Origin of the sequence: Pseudovibrio sp. Tun.PSC04-5.I4 (assembly GCF_900104145.1) — a bacterium.
In the GTDB taxonomy this organism is placed as follows: Bacteria; Pseudomonadota; Alphaproteobacteria; order Rhizobiales; family Stappiaceae; genus Pseudovibrio.
Window position 1 is genome coordinate 2,256,332 of sequence record NZ_FNLB01000006.1, and the last position, 24,832, is coordinate 2,281,163.

A 24,832-nucleotide genomic window follows, 5' to 3' on the forward strand; every position below is an offset into this window, starting at 1 on the left:
CTAGTGTTTCCTTTCATGGCTCTCTAATCCAGAGGGCCATGTCCAGCCCAGCTTATGCCTGCGAGCTCCGACATTTCTTTTTTCCAACTGGTGATATCGTTGTGACTAAAATCAGAAATGTGCGCATGACCACATGCCCGCGCCAACACCTTCATCAATTCCACTGATGCAGTGAAGAATTTCTCCAAGCGCTTGGCAGATTTCTCGACTTCCAACCGTGCAACCAGATGGGGCTGCTGCGTTGCGATGCCGACCGGACAGTTGTTTGTGTGACACGCCCGCATTGCCAGGCAACCAATAGCCTGCATAGGAGCATTTGCCAGCGCGACGGCATCGGCGCCGAGCGCCATCGCTTTTACGAAGTCCTCAGGTTTCCTGAGACCACCCGTGATAACAAGTGTCACATCACGCCGCCCATTACGATCCAAGTGGCGTCTGGCACGGGCAAGCGCCGGAATCGTGGGAACTGAGATGTTGTCTCTGAAAATCAACGGTGAAGCGCCTGTACCACCGCCTCGACCATCCAGAATAATGTAATCAACGCCGACTTCTAGTGCGGCATCAATATCTTTTTCAATATGCTGTGCGGAGAGTTTGAAACCAATCGGGATACCTCCCGTTTTGTCTCTTACTTCATCAGCAAAGGCTCTAAAGTCAGCAGGTTTCATCCAGTCAGGAAAACGAGCAGGAGAAATAGCCCCCTCGCCTACTTTCAAGCCGCGAACAGCAGCGATCTTCTCAGTAACTTTGGCTGCTGGCAAATGTCCACCAGTCCCAGTTTTCGCCGCCTGACCGCCTTTAAAATGGAAGGCCTGTGCTTTTTCCAGTTGCTCCCATGAGAACCCAAAACGGGCAGAGGCTAACTCGTAGAAATAGCGGGTATTTTCAGCTTGTTCCTCTGGGAGCATGCCCCCTTCTCCAGAACAGATACCTGTTCCGACGCTCTCCGCTCCGCGAGCCAACGCAACCTTTGCTGGTTCGGAAAGAGCGCCAAAGCTCATGTCTGAAACAAAAAGCGGGATCTTGAGATGGAGAGGTTTTTGAGCGCCTGGACCGATGATAATATCAGTCCCGACCGGTTCCTCATCCAAGCGAGGAGGTTTATGCAATTGTGCGGTTAGAATCTGGATGTCTTCCCAGAGAGGCAGTTTTGGGCCGGGTACACCCATCGCCTCAACCGCGCCGTGGTGCCCTGTTTGCTTCAAGCCCGCACGCGCATAGGTTTGAATAAGTTTGGTGTGAGGTTCATCTTCTGTACCGTGGAAATCCGCAAATTTACCAAGGTAAGATTTTCGGAAATACGGCTGAGGGTTATCTGCAGCCCACGCTTTAACTTCGTCCTCATCTACATAGACTTTGCCGTCTTCGATGAAGTGAGTGAACTTCTGCAGAGCTTCCTTGTTGTCATAGGCGCTCACGCCGGAGTTCAGCCGGTAATCCCACTGATGAACTCCACAATAGAGATTGCGGCCCTTCACATACCCGTCAGACAACAGCGCCCCCCGATGAAGGCAGCGGCCATACATGACAGAAATGTCTTCATCAAAACGCACAACAACGAGATCTACCTCGCTAACCAATGCATGGACGGGTTTACGATCTTCAAGCTCATCAAATGCAGCTACTTGCACCTTATGCATTAAGCGACTTCCTCATGCTAAACAGCACCACTGCTGATTGAGCGCTTTCGTTTAAAATTTGACTACCAAGCTACTCTACGTGATTTCCTGTAATTGTTCTAAACAGCACAGTTGCTTTCATGGGTATCCCCATTCACAATTTATTCAGGGGAAAGAGTCACTAGGGTGGTTGATTGAAAACCCCTGTATCTTTGATCTTCAAAGAAGAATATTACATCCACCTCTACGTCATCCGCATGTTTTCTATGGATCTAAACTTAGACTCACTTAGGTTAAGACCCTCATTAAGCAACCATGCCTAAATTGACTGAATTCTTTTGTAATGTCGAAATAGTAACGCCTAAACAAAGAGGCGTCAGTCTCTCAAAATACACACTGAGAAACACATGGGGTATCGGACTGGTATCTGGCTTCCAGCTATCGTTATTTGTTGGGGACGGAGCTAAATAAGAATAAGAGGACAAGAGGTTCTGAACGCTAAAAATATTTGAACCCAAGCAGCTACGGCCTTAATCTCCTACCTAAATCCTTAGAGTCTAATGTGAGACACCCATGAAAATTGCAGCAGTTACTATCTCTGACCGTGCCAGCGATGGAACCTACGAGGACAAGAGCGGTCCTGCTATTCTTGCATATCTTGAGAATGCGGTGACCAGCCCTTGGGAGCCAATTCATAAAATCATCCCGGATGGAATTGAAAGCGTTAGTAGCACCTTGAAGCGACTTGCTGATGAAGACGGCGTTGATCTCATTCTCACAACTGGTGGCACAGGCCCCTCACCGCGTGATCTAACTCCTGAAGCGATGGAGCTGGTGATGGAGAAAGAGCTGCGTGGTTTTGGTGAATTGATGCGCCAGCTCTCCCTGAAAGAAGTGCCAACAGCGATTCTATCTCGTCAAACAGCCGGCACCCGTGGCAAAAGCCTGATCATCAACCTACCCGGCAAACCCACAAGTATCAAAACGTGCCTCGATGCGGTTTTCCAAGCTGTCCCATATTGTCTGGACCTTATCGGCGCAGGCCGAATTGAAACAGATCCAGACGTCATTGTTGCATTCCGCCCAAAGGCGAAATAGCCGGTGATTTAGGTTGGCACCCATGTTGAGAGGATTTCCTGAGCTTCCTGTCTGCCTTTAGCTGGTTTGGCGTCTGCCACCTTGCCCAGGGAGATGAAGCAAAGGAATTCCTCATTTTTTGCCAGACCCAATCCTTTGTGGAAGGTCTCTGCACGTGCAGACTCTCCGCTTGTGATGCGTGATGCATAACCTAATGCATGTGCAACCAGCACCATGCTTTGCATGGCAGCACCTGCTGAAAGCATCTGCTCATACTGAGGGATGCGCGTTTCGTCATTTCCATGAAAACACCCGACCATTACCAAAAGCACGGGGCCTCTTTGTGCTTTCTCTCGTGCACTCGTTAAAGCTTCCTCTGTCGGGTCTTCGTGGGTCTCTTGGATGACTTGCGCAAAAAGATCTCCCAAAGCATTCCGAGCATCGGAAGGTATCTCCAGGATGCGGAACGGGTGCAACCTCCCATGATCAGGAGCTGCTGCTGCGGCCTCCACGATAGCCTTTAACTCTTCAGCAGAAGGTCCCGGAGCCTCCATACGCTTGAGCGAAGCAGAGGTTCTGGATGATATTAGTTCGATCAACTGATCTGCTGTCATTTAGAAGCCTCTTGAGTTTAACTCTCTCTAAAACCAATAAAAACCGTCTCCTATAATACTCAGAGGGCGGCTTGACTGACAAGCTTATGCAACTTAAAAATCAGAATAGCACCTTCACATCAATAAGTTGAAAATACTGGACAGCGCCAGAGATTACCCTAAGGTAATTTGATATCTCCTGCCGTGACAGGCCATATCGATACTGGATGCATATTATGGGTATTTCTTATTTAAAGGTTGGTTTCGCAGCTGTCGTCGGGGTTGCCCTTATTGGATATGGGCTTGTTCGTACGGGTTATGTCGCGAGCTACGTCGACAACTCGCAAAACGTGGTTGTTGAGCACGCGGAGTATTCTATCAGCGCAAAAGCTAAAGCGCTTCACCAAAAGCTACGCGTCGCGGATCTACATAATGACGTGCTTTTGTGGGATCGGGATATTTCCAATGAGTCTCAAATAGGCCACTCCGATCTGCCGCGTTTCAACAAGGGGAATGTGGGCGTACAGATTTTCACAAGCGTGACGAAATCTCCACGTGGGCAGAACTACAAGAAAAACTCCTCTGAAGCCTTTGACAACATCACTCTATTGGGTTGGTTACAGAGCTGGCAAACAAATGCGTTGAACAACTTGTCTGATCGCGCTCTGCTGCAGGCGCAACGCCTCTACGAGCTGGAGAAGAAGCACCCAAACAACGTTAAAGTCGTTCATACAAGACAAGAGCTCGAGGATGTTCTGAAAGACAGAGCTGGTGGCTCCAATAAAATAGCTGGGGTTCTTGGAACCGAAGGCGGCCATGCGCTGGACGGTGACCTGAAGAACATAGACCGGCTTTATGACGGTGGGCTGCGTATGATGGGCTTGCAACATTTCTTTGACAACAAACTTGGCGGCTCGCTGCACGGGCAATCTAAAGCTGGCCTCACCGACTTTGGCCGAGCAGTCGTTCGCCAAATGGAGAGCAAAGAGATGATCGTCGACGTTGCGCATTCATCACCGGCAGTTGTCGATGATGTTCTGGCGATGGCAACCCGCCCGATTGTTGTGTCTCACACTGGCGTTAAAGGCATTTGCGATACACCCCGCAATCTCACAGATGAACAAGTCAGGAAAATTTCTACTAAGGGTGGTTTGATCGGGATTGGATTTTGGGATGCGGCGGCTTGTGATATCAGCCCGAAAGGTGTTGCAGATTCAATCGAATATGCAGTTTCTCTTGCTGGAATAAATCATGTGGCGCTTGGTTCTGACTTCGACGGGTCGGTTACGACCGCGTTTGATAGCTCAGAATATTCTGTCCTAACAAATGAGCTTTTGAAAAAAGGCTTCACCGAAGATCAGATAGCAGCGGTCATGGGAGAAAATATAATTAGGTTCTTGCTAGAAAATCTACCGCAAGGTGCAGCAGTTCAAGAAACAGTTGCCTCAACTGATTAAGTGAAGAAGCAAAATAGATTGCGCGAGCACATCGAATTGTGTCTCGTAATCTATAAAATTTCAAAAGGGAAAATGGTGCACCGGAGAGGAGTCGAACCCCTGACCCCCAGATTCGTAGTCTGGTGCTCTATCCAGCTGAGCTACCGGTGCATCTTTTTTCTCGCGACCGAGAAGTAATCATTTTGGTCTTGTGCCCATTAGGATCACCTGAATTATCAGGAGAAGATAATGGTGCACCGGAGAGGAGTCGAACCCCTGACCCCCAGATTCGTAGTCTGGTGCTCTATCCAGCTGAGCTACCGGTGCATCTGCGTTCCCTGCGGAACGGAGACTTATCTAGCTGCCTTACTGGACCTTGGCAAGCGCTTTAGAGAAGTTTTTTGAAGGTAATTTGCGTTTTGGGGATAACAATTTCTGACTATCAGAACAAAGACGTAGAGCGTTGCAGCCTAAACGTGAGGAAAGCTGTGCTTGCATAGTGCAGCTTTCCTCATTTCGTCACTTACTGCTGTCCGCAGGAAAGAGCCGGGTAATTTTTTCTGCGCTCCGCTGCCCCTGTTTATAGGGCAACTGGATTTTAAAGCAGGCCCCTGTTGTGACCTTGGTTTCCAGCGTTATCTTTCCACCATGAGCAACCACAATCTCTGCAGCGATGGCAAGACCCAAGCCGGTGCCACCGACCTTGCCAGAGGTCTGGAATGCTTTGAACAAACCTTCCTGAGCTCTCTTGGGAATTCCCGGTCCTGTATCGGTCACATAAATGGAGAGCATATCGCCCTCTACCTCTGACTTGATTTCAATGCGGCATACAACACCAGACCCAGACTTGGATGCCTCCATTGCCTGTACAGCGTTGCGGCAAAGGTTGAGGAGGACACGGAAGATCTGCTCAGGATCCGCTTCAAGCTCCTGCGCCTCTGGCACATCAACATGCATCTCAATACCATCGACATGCCGAGATAGGCCCAAAACCTCCTCCACGTCCCTTAGAACGGACGCTAAGCGGATCACGCGGAGTTCTGGCGCCGCCTCCTGAGCTTTACCGTAAGACAGCACGGCGCTCGTATAACTGACTGCACGATCAAGTGTTGCAAGGATTTTGGGTGCAACGCGTTGTACTGTTGGATCAGGCAGCAATTCCAAACGCTCAAGGAACAATTGGGCGGATGCCAGCAAGTTGCGCATATCATGGTTGATCTTGGAGACCGCCAGCCCGAGCGCTGCCATACGACGTTGTTGGCTCAATGTCTGATTTAATGATTTCTGCATGGACTGAAGCTGCATCTCTGCTTCACCCAGCTCATCAGTCCGGCCACTTGGCTTAATGATCTCCCGAGCATTTTCTGGAGATTCAGCAAACCGCATCATCGATCCTGTGAGGCGTTGCAGTGGACGCAGAAGCAACGAGCGAATGGACAGGTAGACGAGCGCAGCCGTCAAACAAGAGATCAACAGGGACAGCTTGAGGATATTAAGCGCGTATGTTTGCAGATCATCACGAAGAAGGCTTGCTGGAAGCACCATATCGACGCGGCCACCGGATCTCATATCAACTTCACCAATAACGCGGATTTGTCCTGTCCGCGCACCAATCAAGAACTGGAGACTGCAGCCAATAGCTTCCCAAGGCGCATCCAGTGTCATGTCTATAGTCTTAGTGATATTGATTGGCGATCCGTCCAGGGCGATCAGCCGTCGGCGTTCCCCCATAGCAAGAGAGATCGCCTGCGCTCCTGTTGCATCCAGCAGCCGTTGCTGAACCTCAGGCGAAAGAGTTTCGCTATCTGATAGCAAGGTGGCGGCAACACCGCCAACTTTCAGCCTGTCATTAAGCCAAATATTTCTGAAATTTGCGACGGAAGGAACAAAAATTAAAACTTCGCTCAACATGACAAACAATATTGTCAGCACCAGAAGTTTGCCAGAAAGGCCCATTCCGCCGCGAAATAGCTTGCGGCGCTTAATGTTCGAAGTTCCCTCCGAATCTAACTTTTCTGGCGTGACCTCCGCTTCTGAGGTCACTTTTCCTTTGTTTTCAGCCATTCACCTACCTGATGAGTTGGTACACAATAATCGTGCAGCGCTAATTGTTGTTATGCGCTATGCCTTACTCATTTTTAACAGATGATGAGTGCTAGGCAACACACTTGTGTTACAACACATCACGACTTCGTCACCCAAACATTCTCAAAATCGCCAGAACTCTGCGGACCCAAAGGTTTTTTGGGGCATCGGCATAATACGTAAGTGCAGCTCTGCGGATTGCTTCATTTAGCGTCGGGTAGGGTAAAACTACACCAAGGAGTGCGCCTACTTTGAGCTTTTGCGAGATCATCAGTGCCAGCAAGCCGATTTGTTCACCTGCACCTGGCCCTACAATTGAGGCGCCAATCAACTGACCTTTGGCGGTTGCGAGTAGTTTGACCTGACCTTTGCCTTTACCTTCAGCAAGTGCGCGGTCATTGCCGGAAAATTCCGCAGTTAAGACACGAAGCTTATCGCCAAGTTGCTCCTTAGCCTGCTGTTCGGACAACCCAACCTGACCGATCTCTGGTTCTGTATATGTTACAGCTGGCATGGTGATGCTGTTATGGTTGATTGGCATACGGAACAAGATTGAGCGAATGACGAGAGAGGCATGTGCGCCTGCGGCATGAGTGAACTGCGGACCACCAGCAACATCACCAATAGCGTAGATTTTCTTATTGGTGGTGCGCAAGCCATCATCCGTTTTGATGCCACGACGCGAATATTCGACACCAGCGGCTTCCAAACCAAGAGAAGCGACATTTGGTGCACGACCTGCTGCGATTAGAAGATGACTGCCTTCGATTGTTCCTTCGGCTTCATCATCCACTTTGACTGAGACTTTCACACCAGCCTCAGTTTTCTCAATTTTGTTGACCTTGGTATTTGCAAGGATTTCCACGCCTTCAGACGCCATCGTCTCGATGACTTGAGCGGCATGTTCAGGATCTGTCACAGCGAGTGGACGCAGCGCCTCAATAACAGTTACGCGACTGCCAAGGCGACGATGCGCCTGTGCCATTTCCATACCGATTGGGCCAGCGCCGATTATGATGAGGTGCTCTGGTCGCTCTTTCAGCTCAAAGAGCGTTTCGTTGGTTAAGAACGGAGTGTCTTCCACACCCGGAATAGGTGGAATCGCTGCACGGGACCCTGTCGCCACAACAAAGCGGCGGGCTTTGATGTTCTGACCGTTAACCTGTACCGTATCAGGCGCAGTAAATTCGCCTGCTCCCTGAATGACATGAACACCTAAGCCCTGAAACCGTTCAACGGAATCATGGGGTGCAATAGTCGCGATGACGCCCTGAACGTGATCATTCACTTGAGAGAAGTCTATCTGCGGTTCTTGCGCAGCAATACCAAACTTCTCCGAGCCTCTGAAGGTTGCTGCCGCTTTACCAGCCGCAATGATCGCTTTCGATGGGACACAGCCATAGTTCAGACAATCACCGCCCATCTTGCCTTTTTCAATCAGCACAACATCCACACCAAAGGCTGCTGCGGCTGCAGCGACGGAAAGCCCACCTGAGCCAGCGCCAATTACACAAATGTCCGGGGTCAATGTTTTTGTGGTTTTGTTCTTTGTCATCGGGAAGGTCCGTAATTTTTAAATTGATGGTCTCTGAGATTTATTGGCCACGAATGCGCTGAATGACTGGTGGGATGAGGGCCACCAATCCCAAAGCTGCAAATGCCCAAATCAGCTCAGGCGTAATGAGTGCTGAGATTTGAACTTCACATGTACCGGCTGCAGAACACCCAGGGTTCGCCTGCTCCTGTGCTAGGATTACACTATCCAAACCAGCGCCAACGAATGCATAAGCAAATGTGCCTGGGATGATGCCGACGAATGTCGCAATGAGATAAGTTGGCAAAGCAACGTTAAACAGCGCCGGCGCTATATTGACCAGCCAGAATGGAAAGACCGGTGTAAGGCGCAGAAACAAAAGGTAGCTGAAGCCATTTTTGCGGAACCCCTCAGACATTTTGTCCAGGAATGGTCCAGCGCGTTTTTTCAAAACTGCCCCAATTGAGGTTTTTGCAGCAAAGAACAAGAGTGCAGCGCCAATGGTTGCGGCAAATACAGTCAGTAACCCACCGAAAAACCATCCAAACAGAAACCCGCCTGCAATTGTCAGCAAGGACGCGCCGGGAAACGACAACGCAACTGCCAGCGTATAAACCGCAAAATAAATGAGCGGAGTGAGAATCGGGTACTGGTTCAGATAATCCGCCAGCAGTTGCTGGTTTTTAATAAGATTGCTGATGGTTATATTTTGGTGCCATCCTTGGGAAAGTCCATAGGCGGAGACTGCAAAGATAACAATCAACAGGCCCCACCGTTTCAGGAAACCTCCGAGCCCAACTGCTGGCGTTTTGTCATCGTTGTGTTCCGTGATTCCCATGTATTCTTCCTCAGAGGTTTTCATGGCTCAGGCATTGAAAGAACTGCTTTATTCATGCGTTCCATAATCTGTCTAAACCGAATTCGTTACTATGTCCCTTGCGCATGATTTCATGGCAATAAACGGATACGTTAGATTTTTCTTACAATCATAACGACCTCCGGGATAATCACAGGTTCGTGCGTTCCCCGTAGTTTCACTCTGTTTTGAATGGGGGGTCACACAGACACACGAGCTTGTGAAGCAATAAACTGTCAGGATATCGTAGATTCCAGCGTTGAAATTATTGACTTGAAGCACGCAGACTAATATAAGCGCCCTCGAATAGGAGTGCGGATCCCATGCGCAAAGTCCTGCGACTTGAATAAAGTTGCAGAGATTTCGGGGATATGACGCATAATCCAAATTAATGTTAAGTTGGAGCCGATGGCTCTGCTAGGGTAATAAAATGAAGCGTACTTTCCAACCGAGCAACCTTGTTCGCAAGCGTCGCCACGGCTTCCGGGCACGTATGGCAACTAAAAATGGTCGTCAGATTCTGGCACGTCGCCGGGCTAAAGGCCGTAAGCGTATTAGCGCTTAAACCGTGACGTTACGCGGCGGCCTTCATTTCATTTCAATTGAACAAAAGTTCCGCCGCAAAGACATGAAAACACTTAAAAAGCGCTCCGAGTTTCTTTCCGTTGCAAAAGGCGGCAGGGTTGCTCGGCGTGCTTTTGTGCTTCAAGCGGCTAAAACCCGCGAAGATGGTGCCCCTCGGATGGGCTATACGGTTACCAAAAAAACCGGAAATTCTGTTGAACGAAGCCGAATAAAGCGCCGACTTCGGGCCGCTGTCGCAACCCTTGATATAGATATTGCGCAAACTGGCGCCGATTACGTACTTGTCGGCCGCAAGGGAGCCTTATCGCAACCTTTTGAGGACCTTCTCAGGGATCTAAAAGGCAGCATTAAGGGCGCATTCAAGCCACGAAAACCTCGCTCTATCAGCCCTAAATCGCATTCGCTGGTAAATTCTAAACCTCCATTAGATAAAGTGCAGGCAGATTGACCAGTGATGATTATTTATTCCAACCTTTTGAAAATGAGTGATCCAGTCGATGACCGATAATCGCAATATGATCGTAGCGATCGTCCTGTCGCTGGTTGTGCTATTGGGTTGGCAATTTTTTATTGCCGGACCTCAGCTCGAAGCTCAGCAAGAAGCGCAACAGGCGCAGCTGGCAAACGACGCACAACAAGCCGGGTCGAGCTCACCAGTTGCATTGCCTGAAGGCGCATCCGGACAAGCGGCTGCCCCAGGGACTGAAGCTGGCACAGCTGTGCAATCATTCGTCAGTCGCGCACAAGCACTGGCAGCCTCACCGCGCCTTACAATTGATAGCCCAAGTCTTTCTGGCTCTATCAATCTTGAAGGCGCGAAGCTGGATGACCTTCGCCTGAAGGACTATCGCCAGACCCTTGATAAAGACAGCGAGACCGTAGTTCTGTTTTCACCAAAGGGTAGCCCTGAGCCATACTATGCAGAACATGGCTGGGTTGCTGATCCGGGTGTGAACGTTAAGCTTCCAAAAGTTGATACAATCTGGACACCACAGACTTCTGGCCGACTGACACCAACTTCTCCAGTGGTTTTAAGCTGGGACAACGGCGAAGGCCTTGTCTTCAAGCGCACTTTCTCTGTCGACGAAAACTATATGTTTACTGTCGACCAAGAAGTTAAGAACACATCTGGCAACCTCGTTCAGCTTTACCCTTACGGCCTGATCGCTCGTAACGGTGAACCAGAAACTGCTGGCTTCTACGTGCTTCACGAAGGTCTTATCGGCGTTATCGGCGATGAAGGTCTGCAAGAAATCAAATACGGTGATCTGGTTGACGACGGCAGTGTACGTCCAGGCAAAGCGAACAAAGGTTGGCTTGGCTTTACGGACAAGTACTGGGCTGCAACTCTGATCCCTGCTTCAGGTAGTGATTTCCAGCCAAACTTCTCTTACAGCGCCGCTTCTCAAAACTTCCAGGCAGATTACCTTGGCAGCGCTATCCAGGCTAATAACGGAGCCACTGCTTCAAACTCCTCACTGCTGTATGCTGGCGCGAAAGTAACCAACCTTCTCAACGGCTACCAAGAATCCTTGGATATCCTGAACTTCGATCTGATGATCGATTGGGGTTGGTTCTACTTCCTGACCAAGCCAATGTTCTGGCTGATCGACAAGCTTTACGGTCTTGTTGGCAATTTTGGTATCGCAATTCTGCTGGTTACCGTTCTTGTTAAGGCAGCGTTCTTCCCGCTTGCGAACAAGTCTTACGTCTCCATGAGTAAAATGAAGCTCGTGCAACCGCAAATGACTGTGATCCGCGAGAAGTTCAAGGACGACAAGCAGAAACAACAGCAAGCCATGATGGAGCTGTATAAGACTGAAAAGATCAATCCGTTGGCAGGGTGTTTGCCGATGGTCATTCAGATCCCAGTCTTCTTCTCGCTCTATAAGGTTCTGTTCGTTACCATCGAAATGCGTCAAGCGCCGTTCTTTGGGTGGATTCAGGATCTTTCCGCTCCAGATCCAACGACAGTCTTCAACCTGTTTGGACTGATCCCTTGGGATCCACCAAGCTTCCTGATGATTGGTATCTGGCCGCTGGTCATGGGTGTAACCATGTTCCTGCAGATGAAGATGAACCCAGCCCCAGCAGAACCTGCTCAGCAGATGATCTTCAACTGGATGCCTGTGCTGTTCACCTTCATGCTGGCAACCTTCCCAGCTGGTCTTGTTATCTACTGGGCTTGGAACAACTCCTTGTCCGTTGCACAGCAGGCCGTCATCATGCGTCGTCAGGGTGTGAAGCTTGAACTGTTCAGCAACATTACAAGTTCCTTCAAAAAGGGAACGAAAGGCAAGAGCAAATAGGCTCTCTTGTTAGAATGAATTAAAACGCGGTCTTCGGGCCGCGTTTTTTGTTTGAGGCAACTTCAGCACTTTCCTATGATTATCTAGAAAACGCTGGTATTCCGTAGAAAATACGATATATCGAAGCTCCCATTTTAGGGAACAAACAACAGAAGCAAGAGATTACAGTCGCAGCGCTAAAGAGCTCTCGACCAAAAGCCTTTTGCAAGCTAAAAGGCGGTTTATGAGCTTGGAAAAAGAACTAACAGCAGAGCAGCTTGAGGCGGGACGCCTTTTATTTGCTCGGACTTGGGATTTCATCACTAGTGTTAAAGAGATGCACCAGCTGCCTGATCTCGGCGGTGTTGAGATTGCATTCGCTGGTCGCTCAAATGTTGGCAAATCCAGCCTCATTAACAAGCTGACAGAGCGGAAAGCACTGGCACGGACATCCAACACTCCAGGCCGCACACAGATGCTGAACTTCTTTGGCGCTGAGCATACACAGCTGCGAATTGTTGACATGCCGGGTTATGGCTATGCACAAGCTCCCAAAGACATGGTCGACGCGTGGACCACGCTTATTTTTAAGTACCTCCGCGGAAGAAGCACCCTGCGCCGTGTGTTCTCACTGATTGATGCCCGTCATGGAATTAAACCGAATGACCTGGAGGCGATGGCTATTTTGGACAAGGCCGCCGTCCCCTATCAGATCGTGTTTACCAAGGTTGACAAAATCAAACCTGGCCAGCTTGAGACGCTGAAAGAAGAGACACTTAAAATACTTACCAAACGCCCTGCAGCCCACCCAGAGATTATTTGTACCTCTTCGGAAAATGGCTCGGGCATGGATGAGCTGCGCGCAGAGATTGCGATTCTCATCAGCTTTGGCTAATAAATGGATGGCGCAGAGACGATTTTCACTCTGCGCTTTTCAAAACCCTTGAGCATAAAAAGTGATAGGCGTCTATCCTGCAAAGTGCAGTTTCTCTCTTGTATTCACATTTTGAAGCCTTTTCCCCAACCTCAACCGCTACCCTATTGACGTAAGGTTATTTTACCCCCCGAATACAGACCAGACCGTCGTCGAGGGGAGGTCGTCTAATGCCTATAAGAGATAATCAAAAAAGCAATCACAGTGCGTTCACAGCTGGCGTGAGGGGATGATTGTATGCACATCACACCATTCATATCCTCACATCGGGCGTCGGCACCTGATCACGCCTTTGCTAAAGCGCAGACTTATATCTGGCGTCTTGCAAGTACCGCTTCGACCCTGTTCATTGCGGGGCTAGATCTCAAAAAGTGGTACCAAGCACGACAGTTTGGGCCAAATCCGTTGGAGCGTTCTTTAATCGCCGCCTATTTGCGGGATGAGTTTGTTCTCCACTACCAACCTATCGTGCGAGTTCATGATCGTAAGATCGTGGGTGCTGAAGCACTCATTCGTTGGGAGCATCCAGAGAATGGCCTTCTGCCCCCTTCCCGTTTCATCACCACTCTTTGCCGAAGCTGTCTAGGCAAAGATGTAGGGTACTGGGTTCTTCGCGAGGCTTGCAAAGCAAGGGCAAACTGGGCTTATCTTGTCGACCCTACTTTCAAGATATCCGTCAATATCTGCGGTAGAATGTTTACGGACCAATACCTTGTATCTCGCATTCAAAAAATTCTCACTGAAACAGGTATGTCGGGCTGCTCGCTTGAGCTGGAAGTCACAGAACAAATTGATATTGACCGAGCTCCACACGCTTTGAACAGTCTGCATCAACTACAGGAACTTGGTGTATCAGTTGCGCTCGACGATTTTGGGACGGGTTACGCTTCCATGAAACACCTTCTGGACTGCCAGGTTGATCGCATCAAAATTGATCGTAACTTCCTATCCGGAGTGCCACATTCCAGTATTCACTGCGCCACATGTACTCACATGATCGAACTCGCACATTTATTGGATATGGAGGTCACAGCTGAAGGCGTCGAAAATGAAGAGCAGATGCAACTTTTGGAAAAGAGTGGCTGTACCAACGCACAAGGATACCTCTTTCTACAACCAGCGGCTGAAGATGGGTTCGTTACTTACCTAAGGGAAAGTCTTTAAGTTTTTCGTCGCCTACAATTGAGCAAAACTTTGCAGGCTCTGCTAATTGAGCGTTTGTGACCCGAATGCAAAGGGGCTATAACCTGCTGCACGCAAACCGTGTGGTTTGCGTGTGAACCCTTTTTGCATTCCCCGCAGGTGAATAGATCGCTATGAGTTTCTTGGAATCCAGTAATCGCGCCCATGTTATCGCTCAAGCTCTTCCATACATGCAGCGTTATGATGATCGACGCGTCGTCGTGAAATACGGTGGCAATGCTATGGGGGATGATGCTCTCAGCCGTGCGTTTGCCCGAGATATCACTCTGCTGCGCCAGTCAGGTGTACACCCAGTGGTCGTCCATGGCGGAGGCCCGCAGATCGGCTCCATGCTTGATCGCCTCAACATCAAGAGCGAGTTCAAAGGCGGCCTTCGGGTTACGGATCGGGCAACTGTTGAAATTGTCGAGATGGTTCTTGCTGGCTCTATCAACAAAAGCATTGTAGCGAATATTAATCGTGAGGGTGGCCGTGCTGTCGGGCTTTGTGGCAAAGACGGTGACATGGTGACCGCTCGCAAATTACATCGTAAACACCGCGATCCAGATTCAAAAATTGAAGAAATTTTGGATCTTGGTTTTGTTGGCGAGCCGGAACATGTCAACGCGAAGGTTCTCGAGCTTATCCTCGAAAAAGACCTGATCCCGGTTATAGCGCCTGTCGCACCGGGGCGGGACGGCGAGACTTACAACATCAATGCCGATACCTTCGCGGGTGCAATTGCAGGGTCTCTCAACGCAAAACGTCTTCTGTTTTTGACAGATGTTCCGGGTGTTTTGGACCGCGACGGCAAGTTGATCAAACAGCTCACCCGCGCCGGTGCACGCGCATTGATGGAAGACGGGACTATCTCTGGCGGTATGATTCCAAAGGTTGAAACCTGCCTCGATGCACTGGAACAAGGCGTCGAAGGTGTTGTTATCGTAGACGGAAAAGTCGCTCATGCTGTTTTGCTTGAGCTGTTTACCGATCACGGTGCTGGCACGCTTATCGTTCCTTGATTTCACGAAGAGAGAGGCGTTACTAATTTCGCCTCTCTTACCATTCATATTCTTTCTTGTTTTGCTGATTACAAATAACACTTATCGGTTTAACCGATAGATGAATGGAACCGAATGACCCTCTCCCCGTTTGCTCGCGTTGAAAGCTGGATTTTTGATTTAGACAACACTCTGTACCCGCACCACTCCAATTTGTTTGAGCAGATTGATCAAAGGATGTCTGAGTTTGTTCAAAAACTTACGGGGAAACCGGCTGATGAAGCCCGTGAGCTGCAGCTTTCCTACTACAAAGAATACGGCACCACGCTGCGAGGCCTGATGCTTGAACATGATATTGAGCCAGACGAATTTTTGGAATATGTCCACGATATCGACCATTCCGTTTTGGAACCGAACCCATACTTATCAGATGCGATCAATCAGCTGCCGGGCAAATGCTATATTTTGACCAATGGCACACGCAAACACGCGGAAGCTGTCGCAAACCGGTTGGGCATCACCCATCATTTTGAAGATATTTTTGGCATTGTTGAAGCTGGTCTTATCCCGAAACCAGCCGAGCAGACTTACAAACGGTTTTTGGATAAGAATAGTATTAGGGCCTCCAACGCGGCAATGTTTGAAGATCTCTCCAGGAATCTGGTTATTCCCAACACCATGGGTATGCGGACGGTGCTGGTTGTCCCAGATGGAACTCGTGAAGTTTTCCGCGAAGACTGGGAACTCTCTAATGGAGCGGAGCCACACGTGGACTTTGTGACTGATCATTTGGATGGATTTCTTCATAATATCCTTGGGGAACTCAAGGATTAGATAAATTATGCAAAAGCATGATGAGACCCCAATATCTCGTCTGAAACTCCAGTAGGGGCAGTTTAAGCTAGAAATCACGATATTTGCGCACAAAAAAGCTCAAATGGAAAAAATATCAGTATCAACTAGACGAATGATTATTTTCCCTTTATTGAGATTAATTCAAGAACTCATAAGGAAGGGCAATCGTCATGGTTTCACTGCGCGCGCTACATGCGTTTTCACTGTTGGCTAAACATGGCCGAGCAGCTCGTGCCGCAGAAGACCTCGGCGTTACCCCATCAGCGCTGACCCACCTACTCCGATCATTGGAGAACGAGCTGGGAGCTGCTTTAGTTATTCGCGATGGCCGCGGTCTTGCTCTGACAGAAGAAGGCCAGCGACTGACGACCAATCTTGGTAACTCCTTCGATCAGATTGAGCACGCGGTTGAGGCTTTTCGCCGCCGTAGCCGGACAGAACTGCGTATCTCAACGCTTTCAACGGTTGCAACGCGCTGGCTCATTCCGCGATTACCAGATTTTCAGGAGAAACATCCTGATATCGAGCTGCTCATATCGACGAGTATGCGCGTCGTAGATTTGGATAGAGAGTCATATGATTGCGCAATCCGCTTAGGAGAAGGCGCATGGCCTCATGTTGAGAGGCATATGCTCTGGCAGGAAGATTTGGTTGTTGCTTTTGCTCCGCACCTCAGCAATGGCGACCCGAACCCGGATATCAAGCTGCTGGATAAGCTTAAGCTGCTTCATACGTCTTCCAGACGCGAGGACTGGCCGCGTTGGTTGAAAGGAACTGGTCTGCCTCATCCTGACCAGACCGCTGGCGCAATGTTTGAAAGCCGGAACATGGCTATTCAGGCGGCAGTTGCCGGTATGGGCGCAATTGCAATCGATACGCGCTTTGTTGAACAGGAAGTTGCTGCAGGTCATCTGGTTGTACCGGACTGGCCCCGCCTTTCACTGGAAAGTGGTTATTGGTTTGTGAGAAATTCCAATCGTCCGCTCACGCGTCCCGTTTCCTCATTCCACAAGTGGCTAATGGATCAATCTCAGCGCCCTTTCAAGGCACGTGAAGCAACCTGAATTGATAGTTGAGACAACCGGAACTCTGATAGTATTGACTTCTGGTTGTCCCTTGCGTACGCCTCGGTAGCTCTAATTCGAAACCCATTAATTGTGAGAGACTGCCGCCAATGAGCCAGATTGATCTTGCGGCCCTTGAGGCCACCATCAACGCTGCATTTGATGACCGTGATAATGTAAACACAAACACCACCGGTGACGTGCGCGATGCTGTAACTACCGCGCTAAACTTGCTGGATCACGGAAAACTGCGCGTTGCAGAAAAAACGTCTGGCGATTGGGTCGTAAACCAGTGGGCTAAGAAAGCTGTGTTGCTTTCATTCCGCTTGAACTCAATGCAAATCATTCAAGGTGGACCTGACGGCGCGCCCTGGTGGGACAAAGTTCCTTCCAAGTTTGACGGCTGGAGTGCTGTCAACTTTGAAGAAGCTGGCTTCCGCGCGGTTCCAGGTTCAATCGTTCGCCGCTCTGCATTCATCGGAAAATCTGTTGTTCTGATGCCAAGCTTTGTAAACCTTGGCGCCTTCGTTGATGAAGGTACTATGGTTGATACATGGGTGACGGTTGGCTCGTGCGCGCAGATTGGCAAAAACGTTCACATTTCCGGTGGTGTTGGTATTGGCGGCGTTCTTGAGCCACTTCAGGCTGGTCCAGTGATCATCGAAGATAACTGCTTCATTGGCGCTCGCTCCGAGGTTGTTGAAGGCGTTATCATTCGTGAAGGTGCAGTGCTGGCGATGGGTGTCTTCATCTCCGCGACCACCAAGATCATTGATCGTTCCACCGGCGAGGTCTTCATTGGTGAAGTGCCTGCTTACTCTGTTGTTGTTCCAGGCTCCATGCCAGGTAAACCGCTTCCAGATGGCACCCCAGGTCCAAATCTCAACTGTGCAGTTATCGTAAAACGCGTTGATGCTCAGACACGTTCTAAAACCTCTGTGAACGAGTTGCTGCGCGACTAAGGGCACGGCTCCATTCAAAATTCAAAAGCCGGGGCATTTGCTCCGGTTTTTTGTTAGTAACGATCTTCTTACCTAGCCGCGTTCTAACCGGAATTGCTGGTATAAACATAAATGAACAGTATCTTGGTTGCGTCGATTTTTTGCATGAGTATATTGCGCTAAGAACCTGTGAGGCCCCATGAATACCAAATCAAACCTACATAAACTTGTCTTCAAGCTGGACCCACATGACTGGCATGGAATTGGCAGTGAAACCGTGTGGGTTCGCGCTCTTGGCGGTAACCGTTATCAGCTTGAAAACACCCCCTTCTTCGCCGATGGCGTTGCAAATGGCGATGAGCTGTTGGCGGAACGTGAAAGCGGGCAGCTTGTGTTTGACAAGGTTGCCAAACCCTCAGGCCACTCGACTTACCGCATTATGGTTGAGGACAGCACACAGGCTGAGGAATTTGCCAGACAGTGGGACAAACTGGAAAAGATTGGCTGTACTTGTGAGGACATCGATGCCGATCCACCGCTGTTCAGCGTGGACGTTCCAACGGCCACCGACATCCACAAAACCTACGCTATCTTAGAGGAAGGTGAAGGGCTTGGCATCTGGGCCTTTGAAGAAGGACATTGCGGGCACAAGATTTAGCGCCCGCTAACCTCACCTTATGGGAGCGGCACTCCGAGTTGCTTGAGCTCGCCGCGAAGCTTGTCTGATGTTGAGAAGTGCAGTGCTTGCATTCCGACCTGCCGCGCTGCTTCAACATTCTTCAACGTATCATCGATGAAAACCAAGCCAGACGGATCTAGCTGGTTCCGCTGCAAAAGCACGTTGTAAATTGCGGGATCAGGCTTCAGCAAGCGCTCGTCTGCTGACACTACAGTGTCAATGAAGCTGGTCGTCAGGAATGGATAGAGACGCTTGGCATCCTCAAATTTTTCCGAGGAGAAATTTGTGATTGCGTATAGTGGGATATCCAGCGCTTTAAGCTCTTCCAGCAGGGCAACATTGCCCTCTATTACCCCACCCAGCATCTCTTCCCAGCGCTCGTCGTAAGCACGGATAAGGTCTTCATGCTCTGGATAAAGGTCAATGCGCTCAGCGATTGCTTGCGCCCAGGAGCGACCACGGTCTTGCTCTAGGTTCCACTCGTAAGGGCAAACTTCATTCAGGAAATGCTTTCGTTTTTCCTGATCTGGAATGAGGTCACGGTATAGATTTTCAGGATCCCATATAAAAAGAACATTCCCGATATCAAACACAACTGCTTTGACCGGTGAGGACATCAGCCCCTCCTTTTTGAGGTGTAAGCTACTCTGTATATTTGGGAATATTGGTAGTGGGACAACGGAGGCAAAGCAAGGTCAATTGGGTGCCAAGATCACAAAGATTGGCAGTGTTCGTATTAGGACGGACAAGATTACAAGTTCCAGTGAGCGCACAATGCGATCGAAGCATTTTGTGTGACTTTGCGAGCGATATCTTTCCCCACTCCAAAGCCAGAGATGCATACATCCCTCACCTCAACTTCTTCTATAGCACCCAGTGCCTTCAGCCCAGATTGAACATTGGAAATCACTTCGCCTTGCTCATCATTCTCTAACGCTGCATCAATAAGCACCTGAGCTTCTTCACGGGTTGCCGGGGTCTTGCCGTTGAACAAATCAAGAATGAAAACAGCATACCCGCTATCAGCAATTTTTGCGGCTTGAGAAATTGCGTCCTCCGTTAAACCGAACCAGTCATGAAAGAGGAGCAGAGCTGGAAGCTTTTGACTTGCCCGCGGGACAACAACATACCCAAGGTTTCTGTTATGGTATTCCACCAAACGCAACTCTGCGGCATTTAACGAGCCTGGAAGAGCTATTGTGGTTGCGGCGATGATCATAGGAATACCAATGTGTTTGTAACAGTTATTTTAATTGAGATGCACACCTCAATATATAACTTTTCTTGATAATTTAACCTATGTAGATATGTTTGCGCAACTATCCAGTCTGTAGCAATACGTATAAGTCATAAAAAGAAAAGCCGTTCCTCCACACTAGGACGAACGGCTTTAATTCACTTCGCGTATCAGTGTAATACGAATTACGCTTCGCAGATTACTCTGGTTTGACGAGCGATCATTGCTTCTTCATTGGTTGGGATCGCCATGACCTTAACTTTTGAAGTTGCCTTAGAAATAACGATAGCGTCTTTGGCACGTGCCTTGTTCGCTTCTGCATCGATCTCTACGCCAAGGAACTCAAGTCCCTTACATACACCAGCGCGGGCCAGTGAAGAATTTTCACCGATACCACCAGTAAAGACAATTGCGTCAAGGCCACCCATTACGGCAACCAACGCACCAAGCTCACGCTTGATACGGTTATCGTAATATTCGAGTGCACGCTTGGCATCTGGGCTGTCGGAGCTTTCCAGATCGCGCATGTCCTGAGAAATGCCTGAAAGGCCCTTCATACCGGACTCTTTATTCAGCAGGTTTGCAACTTCGCTTACAGACATGCCTTTTTCTTCTATCAGGTAGAAGATGACGCCCGGATCGATAAGGCCGCAACGTGTACCCATTGCCAGACCGTCAACAGGGGTGAAACCCATTGTGGTGGTAACAGATTTACCGTTTTCGATCGCACACATGGACGCGCCATTGCCTAGGTGGGCTACAACAACTTTGCCATCTGCGATTTCTGGTGCAACATTGTGCAGTTCTTCCGCAATATAGTGGAAGGATTGACCGTGCATGCCGTAACGACGAATGCCTTCATCGTAGAACTTCATAGGAATCGCGTAGGCTTCGTTTTTGAATTCCTGTGTCCGGTGGAACGCAGTATCAAAACACGCAACGTTTGGCTTACCCGGGAACGCAGCTTTAGAGCCTGCGATACCAGCCAGATTGTGTGGGTTATGAAGAGGTGCAAGCGGATTGAACGTTTCCAGCTCAGCGGCAACTTCATCAGTTACCAAAACAGGAGCAGAGTACTTGGAAGAACCGTGAACAACACGGTGTCCGATAGCGTCCACTTCAAGGTTCGGATCAAACTCGATCAAAAGCGCAAGAATGACCTGAAGCGCGGAGTTGTGGTTCTGCGCTTCGTCTGTAGAAAGCGCACGATCCATAATGGTTGTGCCTTCAGCAGATTTACCTTTGATCCAAGCAGATGCACCCAGACCATCGATTTGGCCAGAAAGTACGCTGTTTTCGCCTTTGAACAGCTGGAACTTGATGGAGGAAGACCCAGCATTCAGGACTAGAATGGTTTCAATTTTCATTATTATTTTCTCAACTATCCCGAAATCATTCAGCAGCTGCTGCCAGATCCTGCTCACCAGTAAATGCTACACCATTGCGCTGGTAGTAGTCATACATGGATGCAAGAGCACAAGAAACGAGGCGAGCACGGTCATTGTCCGCACGGCTGGTCAGAATGATTGGTACAAGAGCACCAGTTACCAAACCTGCAGTCTCAGCATGAGCAAGGAAGGTCAATTCCTTTACAACCATGTTACCAGCTTCGAGGTTAGGAACAATCAGCACTTCTGCACGGCCAGCAACAGCAGACACGATGCCTTTGGTGCGAGCTGCTTCCAGATCGATTGCGTTATCCATTGCCAGAGGACCGTCAACAATACCGCCCTTGATCTGGCCGCGTTCTGCCATCTTGGACAGGACAGCAGCATCGATTGTGGAAGGGATTGCCGGGTTCACTGTTTCCAAAGCGGACAAGATACCAACTTTTGGAGGTTCAATGCCGATTGAACGCGCAATGTCGATCGCATTTTGCGTGATGTCGACTTTTGCCGTCAGGTCTGGAGCAATGTTGATTGCAGCATCAGACACGATCAACGGAGTATCACGGCCCGGTACATCCATAACAAACGAATGCGACAAACGACGTTTGGTGCGCAGACCGCCTTCGCGTTTTACAACATGGCGAAGCAGGTCATCAGTGTGCAGATGGCCTTTCATCACAGACCGAACACGTCCGTCATGAACCAGCGCAATAGCCTTAGCTGCTGCAGAGCCTTCATCAGGCGTATCGATCAGCTCGTACTCAGAGATATCTGCGCCGATTTTTTCAGCTGCTGCACGAATGCGCTTTTCAGGACCAACCAAGATTGGAATGATCAAGCCAGCTTTTGCTGCCATTACAGCGCCGCCAAGAGAGTTGGCGTCATCTGGGCAAACAACAGAGGTTGGGATCGCAGGGAGCTGTGCAGCAATTGCAACCAAACGATCAAAGTGCTGGTGGCGCTTCATCAGCAGGCCTGGCAGCTCTTCGGCATCGTAGGAGATTGATGTGGTTGGCGCTTCTACGCAAGCTTCACCTTCAGCGACCAAAGTGCCATCATCAACTTTTACGTCGGTTGCAAGGCGAACAATGTTGTTTGGGAGTTTTGCAAGAACAGTAACGGTAACGTCAAGAACCTGGCCAACCTTCACCTTGTTGTGGAAGGAGAGTGTCTGGTCTTTGTAAACACAGCCAGGGCCTGGAAGGTAATTGCCAACAACCGCAGAAATCAGGGATGCACCCCACATGAACGGTGCAGATGGTCCGTCTTTTTTCTCAATTCCTTCCCACTGCGCATTTGGCAGGTGTAAAGGATTGACGTTGCCGGATGCATGCGCAAATACGTAAAGGTCATTTGCTGTGCAAATACGCGAACGAGTAACAGTATCACCGACTTTGATTTGGTCGTAAGTCCGGTTGGTAGCCATTGAGAGCCTCTTCTCTTTTTTACATACCGCCAGTCATCTAAGCTCAACTTAATTGCGACAGGGCTTTGAGGGGAGGTCTCAGCCATACTGTCGTTGCTCTGTGACTGTTCGGCGGTATAATGCGTTAAATACTTCGCCAAGCTTGAGGCGCTTATTCACCATTTGAACTAACAAATCTATCGGTAAAGAACACTAAACAGCAGATTTCGGCGATCTGCGAAGTTATGACACATCACTATTTAGGTTACAGCACCAAACCTTACGTAAATGTTCGTATTACGGGTAACTAGCACAGTTACCTTTATATTCAACACATGAGACTTGTCGCGGCTGTAACACAAAACTATCGTTTAATGAGATCGAAGTTAAAGCACCTTCACCCTCGCCGTTACCCTTTTTGAGCATCTTACTCAGCCCTGAGAACAGCTCACCTAGGATAAAGTTGTATTCCACACTGGTCGCTGAAATAAGATAGTATTGCCCGTTGGTTAGCATAGTATCTGAAAACTTAATACCGTCTGGAACACTACCTTGCGACCACGCATTTCGCTGGCCATTCCTCCAGCTCCATACGATAGTAGGACTTTTCTTAATGACTAAGACCATCCCAATTTTCACATCAACATCAGCATCCTCATAAGGGGTCATTTGATGGTCAATAGCTCTTTCAATATCGTCCATAGTCTCAGTGACATCAGCAGAACGCGCGACTAAATCAGCAATTGAGGAACCAGTTTTACTCACACGCCGATCATAAGACAAAGCTGTGGTCAGCTCAATCATACCCACAAACAAGAACAGAAGTAATGGGAGAACAATTGCAAATTCAATGGCAGCCACACCCACTTCATTTGAGAACAAAGAGTGCAATTTTTTGGCTGTTCGCTGGTGCAATCTCATGGGATGCCTTAACTTCTACACTTCTGCCTCGCTAAAAAGGCTCGTTCCTAAAAACTTCAGTCGCGACTAGAATACGATTGCCATTTGTTGACGCACCAAAAATCTCAATCATTTTTGAAGTAATCATTGGCCATGCACAAACAACTCTCACGAGAACAACGTCACTGGCGCCGCCTGGATCCCAATTTTGTGTCATGACAACATTACCATCTTCAATCAGCGGTCTTGCTTCGGGAATATCTCCAAAATCAGGAACGGAGATGACATCGATAAAAATCTTATCTTCGACCGACTTCAGAAGTCCTGTGCCGTTCTCAAGAATTACATTTTTAAACTTAGTCTTATTGTAGGTCCCGTTCTGCTGACCATTGAACACTTGGCCAGTTCGGATTTGCCTTGCAGCTTCGGAGACAGCATTATCCAGCAGAACTTCAACAAGGAATGATAGCCCAAGCTCGAAGATCGCCATTACCAGAGGAAATAAAACAATCGAAATACCAGCAAACTCAATTGCGGTCACTCCACGAGTATCATGAAAAAACTGCTTGGACTTCCCACAAAGAAGGCGGTACCCGCCTCTAAAAAACCGCATACGCTTTGGTCCATTTATTACTGGCCTGAATTTGCGACAATGCCATTTTCTGCTAACTCATTTCGCGCACTAATCGTGCCTGCAATGTCAGTAATTTTTTTCTTGTCATCACCGAGACGAAGTACTTCGTGACAATCGGGATTGCACGAATACGTGAAGCGGCTGCTGTTTCGTTGTACAGCCACGTACCCGGCCGTAGCAGCAGTTACTGTAATCTGCTCTTCAACAACAGGTTCAGAATCAGCATTCAACACAATCAGATTGGTCGTTCCATATGACTTGCCAGTGATTACAATTGTCACGCGATCATGAATTGTCACGTCTGCAATGCTTGGGTTACCAAGGATGATCGTTTCAGCGGGCTCATCAAGCCGAAAGACTTTAGCTTGATCCGTAATGACCTCGACATCTGCTTGAGCCGATGTCGTTGCACCAACGAGACCAGCAGTCATCACCGCAGCACAGAACATCTGAGACCAAAACGCTATCGGGCGTGCGACGACCTGATTATGCAGTTTCTTGAGCACGGTAAACCCCACCGAATAACTGTTAAAAATTAC

24 protein-coding genes and 2 tRNA genes are annotated in these 24,832 nt (G+C 49.0%); 12 read left to right on the forward strand and 14 right to left on the reverse strand.

The window, feature by feature from the left end:
• Positions 1–23: 23 nt before the first annotated feature.
• Complete coding sequence (locus BLS62_RS15595) at positions 24–1,640, reverse strand: glutamate synthase-related protein (RefSeq protein WP_093182504.1); 1,617 nt, start codon at positions 1,638–1,640, stop codon at positions 24–26.
• A 552-nt stretch (positions 1,641–2,192) separates the two neighbouring features.
• On the opposite strand from BLS62_RS15595, the gene mog reads away from it, so the two are divergent.
• Positions 2,193–2,717, forward strand: coding sequence for a molybdopterin adenylyltransferase (mog, locus tag BLS62_RS15600; protein ID WP_093182506.1), 525 nt, complete (start codon positions 2,193–2,195; stop codon positions 2,715–2,717).
• Between the two features lie 8 nt (positions 2,718–2,725).
• Here the strand turns inward: mog and BLS62_RS15605 are convergent, their stop codons facing one another.
• Positions 2,726–3,310 (reverse strand): nitroreductase family protein, encoded by a 585-nt coding sequence (locus BLS62_RS15605; protein ID WP_093182508.1) that lies wholly within the window; start codon positions 3,308–3,310, stop codon positions 2,726–2,728.
• Between the two features lie 215 nt (positions 3,311–3,525).
• Here BLS62_RS15605 and BLS62_RS15610 point away from each other — a divergent pair, with 215 nt between their 5' ends.
• On the forward strand, positions 3,526–4,746 hold the full coding sequence (locus BLS62_RS15610) for a dipeptidase (RefSeq protein ID WP_093182510.1): 1,221 nt from the start codon (positions 3,526–3,528) through the stop codon (positions 4,744–4,746).
• A gap of 73 nt (positions 4,747–4,819) precedes the next feature.
• Here the strand turns inward: BLS62_RS15610 and BLS62_RS15615 are convergent.
• The 5 genes from BLS62_RS15615 to BLS62_RS15635 form a co-directional block, all read right to left on the reverse strand.
• Positions 4,820–4,896: transfer RNA gene (locus tag BLS62_RS15615), tRNA-Arg, on the reverse strand.
• A 79-nt stretch (positions 4,897–4,975) separates the two neighbouring features.
• Positions 4,976–5,052, reverse strand: a tRNA-Arg gene (locus BLS62_RS15620).
• A gap of 192 nt (positions 5,053–5,244) precedes the next feature.
• On the reverse strand, positions 5,245–6,789 hold the full coding sequence (locus tag BLS62_RS15625) for a sensor histidine kinase (RefSeq protein ID WP_208990884.1): 1,545 nt from the start codon (positions 6,787–6,789) through the stop codon (positions 5,245–5,247).
• Between the two features lie 130 nt (positions 6,790–6,919).
• Complete coding sequence (locus tag BLS62_RS15630) at positions 6,920–8,365, reverse strand: dihydrolipoyl dehydrogenase family protein (RefSeq protein ID WP_093182512.1); 1,446 nt, start codon at positions 8,363–8,365, stop codon at positions 6,920–6,922.
• A 40-nt stretch (positions 8,366–8,405) separates the two neighbouring features.
• Positions 8,406–9,182 (reverse strand): TVP38/TMEM64 family protein, encoded by a 777-nt coding sequence (locus BLS62_RS15635; protein WP_093182514.1) that lies wholly within the window; start codon positions 9,180–9,182, stop codon positions 8,406–8,408.
• 448 nt (positions 9,183–9,630) lie between these two features.
• On the opposite strand from BLS62_RS15635, the gene rpmH reads away from it, so the two are divergent.
• The 10 genes from rpmH (at position 9,631) to BLS62_RS15685 (ending at position 18,708) form a co-directional block, all read left to right on the forward strand.
• Positions 9,631–9,765, forward strand: coding sequence for a 50S ribosomal protein L34 (rpmH, locus tag BLS62_RS15640; RefSeq protein WP_093182516.1), 135 nt, complete (start codon positions 9,631–9,633; stop codon positions 9,763–9,765).
• A 3-nt stretch (positions 9,766–9,768) separates the two neighbouring features.
• A complete protein-coding gene (rnpA, locus tag BLS62_RS15645; protein ID WP_348271864.1) occupies positions 9,769–10,233 on the forward strand; it encodes a ribonuclease P protein component in 465 nt (154 codons plus the stop codon).
• 49 nt (positions 10,234–10,282) lie between these two features.
• On the forward strand, positions 10,283–12,094 hold the full coding sequence (gene yidC / locus BLS62_RS15650) for a membrane protein insertase YidC (RefSeq protein WP_093182518.1): 1,812 nt from the start codon (positions 10,283–10,285) through the stop codon (positions 12,092–12,094).
• A 223-nt stretch (positions 12,095–12,317) separates the two neighbouring features.
• Positions 12,318–12,968, forward strand: coding sequence for a ribosome biogenesis GTP-binding protein YihA/YsxC (gene yihA, locus BLS62_RS15655; protein ID WP_093182520.1), 651 nt, complete (start codon positions 12,318–12,320; stop codon positions 12,966–12,968).
• A 276-nt stretch (positions 12,969–13,244) separates the two neighbouring features.
• Positions 13,245–14,171, forward strand: coding sequence for an EAL domain-containing protein (locus tag BLS62_RS15660; protein ID WP_093182522.1), 927 nt, complete (start codon positions 13,245–13,247; stop codon positions 14,169–14,171).
• A gap of 152 nt (positions 14,172–14,323) precedes the next feature.
• Positions 14,324–15,211, forward strand: a complete 888-nt coding sequence (argB, locus tag BLS62_RS15665) for an acetylglutamate kinase (RefSeq protein WP_208990885.1) — start codon at positions 14,324–14,326, stop codon at positions 15,209–15,211.
• 114 nt (positions 15,212–15,325) lie between these two features.
• A complete protein-coding gene (locus BLS62_RS15670; protein WP_093182524.1) occupies positions 15,326–16,024 on the forward strand; it encodes a pyrimidine 5'-nucleotidase in 699 nt (232 codons plus the stop codon).
• Between the two features lie 191 nt (positions 16,025–16,215).
• Complete coding sequence (locus tag BLS62_RS15675; RefSeq protein ID WP_093182526.1) at positions 16,216–17,109, forward strand: LysR substrate-binding domain-containing protein; 894 nt, start codon at positions 16,216–16,218, stop codon at positions 17,107–17,109.
• 119 nt (positions 17,110–17,228) lie between these two features.
• Positions 17,229–18,071, forward strand: a complete 843-nt coding sequence (gene dapD / locus BLS62_RS15680) for a 2,3,4,5-tetrahydropyridine-2,6-dicarboxylate N-succinyltransferase (RefSeq protein WP_093189007.1) — start codon at positions 17,229–17,231, stop codon at positions 18,069–18,071.
• Positions 18,072–18,249: 178 nt separating this feature from the next.
• On the forward strand, positions 18,250–18,708 hold the full coding sequence (locus BLS62_RS15685; protein ID WP_093182528.1) for a DUF4265 domain-containing protein: 459 nt from the start codon (positions 18,250–18,252) through the stop codon (positions 18,706–18,708).
• A 17-nt stretch (positions 18,709–18,725) separates the two neighbouring features.
• On the opposite strand, the gene BLS62_RS15690 is transcribed toward BLS62_RS15685, so the two are convergent.
• From BLS62_RS15690 to BLS62_RS15720, 7 genes are all read right to left on the reverse strand, one after another.
• Complete coding sequence (locus tag BLS62_RS15690) at positions 18,726–19,346, reverse strand: HAD family hydrolase (RefSeq protein WP_093182530.1); 621 nt, start codon at positions 19,344–19,346, stop codon at positions 18,726–18,728.
• 134 nt (positions 19,347–19,480) lie between these two features.
• Positions 19,481–19,948: a dienelactone hydrolase family protein gene (locus BLS62_RS15695; protein ID WP_093182532.1), complete on the reverse strand. Its 468-nt coding sequence runs from the start codon at positions 19,946–19,948 to the stop codon at positions 19,481–19,483.
• Between the two features lie 203 nt (positions 19,949–20,151).
• Positions 20,152–21,333 carry an acetate/propionate family kinase gene (locus BLS62_RS15700; protein WP_093182534.1) on the reverse strand — a complete coding sequence of 394 codons (1,182 nt, stop codon included), beginning with the start codon at positions 21,331–21,333 and terminating at the stop codon, positions 20,152–20,154.
• Between the two features lie 25 nt (positions 21,334–21,358).
• The gene (locus tag BLS62_RS15705; protein ID WP_093182536.1) at positions 21,359–22,780 is read right to left on the reverse strand and encodes a bifunctional enoyl-CoA hydratase/phosphate acetyltransferase; all 1,422 of its coding nucleotides are present in this window, start codon (positions 22,778–22,780) and stop codon (positions 21,359–21,361) included.
• A gap of 276 nt (positions 22,781–23,056) precedes the next feature.
• Positions 23,057–23,620 carry a TadE/TadG family type IV pilus assembly protein gene (locus BLS62_RS15710; RefSeq protein WP_159436547.1) on the reverse strand — a complete coding sequence of 188 codons (564 nt, stop codon included), beginning with the start codon at positions 23,618–23,620 and terminating at the stop codon, positions 23,057–23,059.
• Positions 23,621–23,711: 91 nt separating this feature from the next.
• Complete coding sequence (locus tag BLS62_RS15715; RefSeq protein ID WP_208990886.1) at positions 23,712–24,200, reverse strand: TadE/TadG family type IV pilus assembly protein; 489 nt, start codon at positions 24,198–24,200, stop codon at positions 23,712–23,714.
• Positions 24,201–24,289: 89 nt separating this feature from the next.
• The gene (locus tag BLS62_RS15720) at positions 24,290–24,799 is read right to left on the reverse strand and encodes a pilus assembly protein N-terminal domain-containing protein (RefSeq protein WP_208990887.1); all 510 of its coding nucleotides are present in this window, start codon (positions 24,797–24,799) and stop codon (positions 24,290–24,292) included.
• Between the last annotated feature and the right edge of the window lie 33 nt (positions 24,800–24,832).